The following is a 1,060-nucleotide window of genomic DNA, read 5'->3' as shown; positions in this document are numbered from 1 at the left end:
ACCGAAATTCATCTCCCACCTACTCATTGGTGCGATTCGCACCTTCACATTCCTTGAGGATGGGAGACTTCTTTCGGAAAGCCGTTAAATGCTTCAGCATTTTTCCGGTGTGCCGGCTTTTGTTTTGGTTTTAAATGAGGAGCCGCAGCCGCAGGTGACAATCGCATTCGGATTATCGATCGTGAATCCGCCCCCTAAAAGCGACTGCTTATAATCGATGACCGTGCCGGTTAAAATCGGGGCGCTCTCATGGTCGACGAGAATCCGGATGCCGTGCTGTTCGCCGACAGCATCGCCTTCTTTGATTTCGTGGTCAAGCGACAGGCCGTACGATAGGCCGCTGCAGCCCCCGCCGTTTACAGACACACGAAAATATGCGTCCTGCTCATCGTTTTGCTCCATCATGTCTTTAATTTGAAACGCAGCTGCTTCTGTAAGATGAATCACTTCACTCATGATCCGAACCTCCTTTCCTTGATTATAACCATTTACACCGTGCAAAACAATGATTGCGTATTCTTTAGGGCAAAAAGTGAAAAATTGGGAAACATCCAGGCAAAAACACTGCCATAAAAACGGATCAATTTCCCCATCCCCTTTTTTCACTCATTTGCTGCAAGCGTATTTTCCGGGATAAACCCGTGTTGTTCCATGGCCGCATAAATTTTCTTTAACCGTGGATTGCCTTCTGCCACCAGTTCGCCTTCAATGACAACAACCGGATAAAAAAGATCTTCATCCAGCACTTTTTGCGCAAAAGAACGGATTTCCGGATCATCACCGGGTGCAAAAATATCGATATACTGCATGTCAAACGGCTGGCCCGAGTATTTCCGCGAAAGCGCTGCTTTTAGCCATTCGAATGTATCTTTAGAAGACGGCGCGCCGACGCAGCTTGCGCATATTTGCTCCGCCCCGTAAACTTGAATCGCCACTTTTTTCTCCATCAAACCCGCACCTCTTCCGTGGATTTGATGCTAGTATAGTTTCATGGACACCCTTTAGTGAAATATAATATTAACGAAGGGATGTGTCCTGATATGGGTAACACAAGCGAAAA

The 1,060-nt window shown here is 46.8% G+C and carries 2 protein-coding genes; both read right to left on the bottom strand.

Annotation, left to right across the window (positions count from 1 at the left end; genetic code table 11):
- Positions 1-93: 93 nt before the first annotated feature.
- Positions 94-456 carry a HesB/IscA family protein gene (locus IC21_RS11995; protein ID WP_013860122.1) on the bottom strand — a complete coding sequence of 121 codons (363 nt, stop codon included), beginning with the start codon at positions 454-456 and terminating at the stop codon, positions 94-96.
- Between the two features lie 146 nt (positions 457-602).
- Positions 603-947 (bottom strand): YuzD family protein, encoded by a 345-nt coding sequence (locus tag IC21_RS11990; protein WP_013860123.1) that lies wholly within the window; start codon positions 945-947, stop codon positions 603-605.
- Positions 948-1,060 lie beyond the last annotated feature (113 nt).

It is taken from the genome of Heyndrickxia coagulans DSM 1 = ATCC 7050 (assembly GCF_000290615.1).
Taxonomy (GTDB): Bacteria; Bacillota; Bacilli; order Bacillales; family Bacillaceae_C; genus Weizmannia; species Weizmannia coagulans.
The sequence above is the reverse complement of the archived record's forward strand: the minus strand, read 5'-3'. Positions and strand labels throughout refer to the sequence as shown.

Coding starts and splice junctions, on each gene's coding strand:
- IC21_RS11990 (WP_013860123.1), bottom strand. CDS start 947: ATGGAGAAAAAAGTGGCGATTCAAGTTTACGGGGCGGAGCAAATATGC.
- IC21_RS11995 (WP_013860122.1), bottom strand. CDS start 456: ATGAGTGAAGTGATTCATCTTACAGAAGCAGCTGCGTTTCAAATTAAA.